At 73.9% G+C, this 1,522-nt stretch carries 3 protein-coding genes; all 3 read left to right on the top strand.

The genetic code is table 11. The features are described 5' to 3' along the window. The first annotated feature begins 263 nt into the window (after positions 1-263). Positions 264-605, top strand: coding sequence for a DUF6504 family protein (locus N865_RS21205; protein WP_034810267.1), 342 nt, complete (start codon positions 264-266; stop codon positions 603-605). A gap of 54 nt (positions 606-659) precedes the next feature. Continuing rightward, complete coding sequence (locus N865_RS21200) at positions 660-1,190, top strand: SAV_6107 family HEPN domain-containing protein (RefSeq protein ID WP_245603867.1); 531 nt, start codon at positions 660-662, stop codon at positions 1,188-1,190. Between the two features lie 5 nt (positions 1,191-1,195). After that, on the top strand, positions 1,196-1,522 hold a 327-nt coding region (locus N865_RS21195), incomplete at its 3' end, for a PHP domain-containing protein (RefSeq protein WP_034810266.1).

Genomic DNA, 1,522 nt, shown 5'->3' with positions numbered 1-1,522 from the left:
TCGGGCTCGCGGGTCGGGCTCGCGGGTCGGGCTCGCGGGTCGGGCTCGCGGGTCGGGGCGCCTTGACACGGTGTCGGCGGCGGGGGTTACGCTGGCCTTGTCGAACAGATGTTCGAATGATGACGAGGGGCCGGGTCCCGGTCCGTTCGTCGTGTCCAGTTCTCAGATCAGTCGTCGGTTGGTATCGGGTGTCTCGCGTGGGGCCGCGGGAGGTGCGCCCGGGTCGTGATGTCCGGCCTCGACGTGTCCGAAGGAGACGTGTCGTGGTTCGCAGGTTCAGTGATCCCGTCGAAGTCCGCGTCGAGGTCCGTCCGTCCGACGGGCCGCAGCAGCGGCCGGAGGCCTTCATCTGGCGGGGCCGGCTCTACGTCGTGCGCGAGGTGCTCGACCGGTGGCGCGAGCGTCGCGCCTGGTGGCGCGACGCGCTCGACGCCGAGGAGGTCCACGCGCGGCCCGGCGCGGCGCTCGCCGCCGCGGCCAGCGAGCAGGAGGTCTGGCGCGTCGAGGCCAGCCCGGGCTGGTCCTTCGCCCCCGGGGTCTACGACCTCGCCCATGACCAGTCCGTCCACGGCGAGCAGTGGTCGCTCGTCCGGGTCGCCGACTGACCCGACCCGACAGACCTGACCGACCCAACCGAGCCGAACGAGCGACGGGAACCCATGATGACTGCAGCCCACCTGCGCCGACCGCCGATCTCGATGGCGGTGCTCGACCTGCTCGAGCGATCCCGCTCGACCCTCGAGTCCGCCTGCCGGACCACCGACGCCTCGGAGCGCTACCTCGACGCCCACCTCGGTGCGCTGCGCGCCGCCGCCGCGATCGTCGCGGCACGCACCACCCCGTCGCCGCGCTCGCGCCCCCGGAGCGTCTGGCAGGTCCTTCCGGGTATCGCGCCCGAGCTGGGCGAGTGGGCGGCCTTCTTCGCCGCCTGCTCGGCTCAACGGTCGGTCATCGACCGGGGAGGACGGATCCCGGTCCGTGAGGCCGATGACCTGCTCCGCCAGGCCGAGATGTTCCTCGAGATCGTCCAGGACCTGCTCGGCGTGCCGCTCACGGTCCCGCTGCCCGACCTCATCACTCCCGTGTCCGGGGCTCCGGCGCCGGGCACGCGGGTGGCGGCCGTGGGTGACGCCCCGGGGGCCAGGGTGGTCGCGTCTCGTCCGTCGGGGAGCCGGCCGAACGGCGCGTGAGATCCATGAACGACAGCTTCGTCCACCTGCACGTCGCCTCCGGGTACTCGATGCGTTACGGCACGGCCAAGCCCGAGCAGCTCGTCGACCGCGCCGTCGCCTGGGGTCAGCCGGCCCTCGCCCTGACCGACCGTGACGGTCTCTACGGGGCGGTGAAGTTCGTCCGGGCCTGCATGGACCGGGGGATCGCGCCGGTCCTCGGTGTCGACCTCGCCCTCGAGCCCGACCCGTCGGCTCCGCCGGTCGCACGGTCCAGGTCCGCCGGGCCCGCCCGCGGCCGTGCGGCCGACGGCCGGGCCGAGCGCACCCCGGTGCGCGGAGGCGCCCTCGTC

The sequence above is a fragment of the Intrasporangium oryzae NRRL B-24470 genome, from assembly GCF_000576595.1.
Classification (GTDB): domain Bacteria; phylum Actinomycetota; class Actinomycetes; order Actinomycetales; family Dermatophilaceae; genus Intrasporangium_C; species Intrasporangium_C oryzae.
The sequence above is the reverse complement of the archived record's forward strand: the minus strand, read 5'-3'. Positions and strand labels throughout refer to the sequence as shown.

Excerpts from the sequence above, each read along its gene's own strand:
- N865_RS21200 (WP_245603867.1), top strand. The coding sequence starts at position 660 with ATGATGACTGCAGCCCACCTGCGCCGACCGCCGATCTCGATGGCGGTG.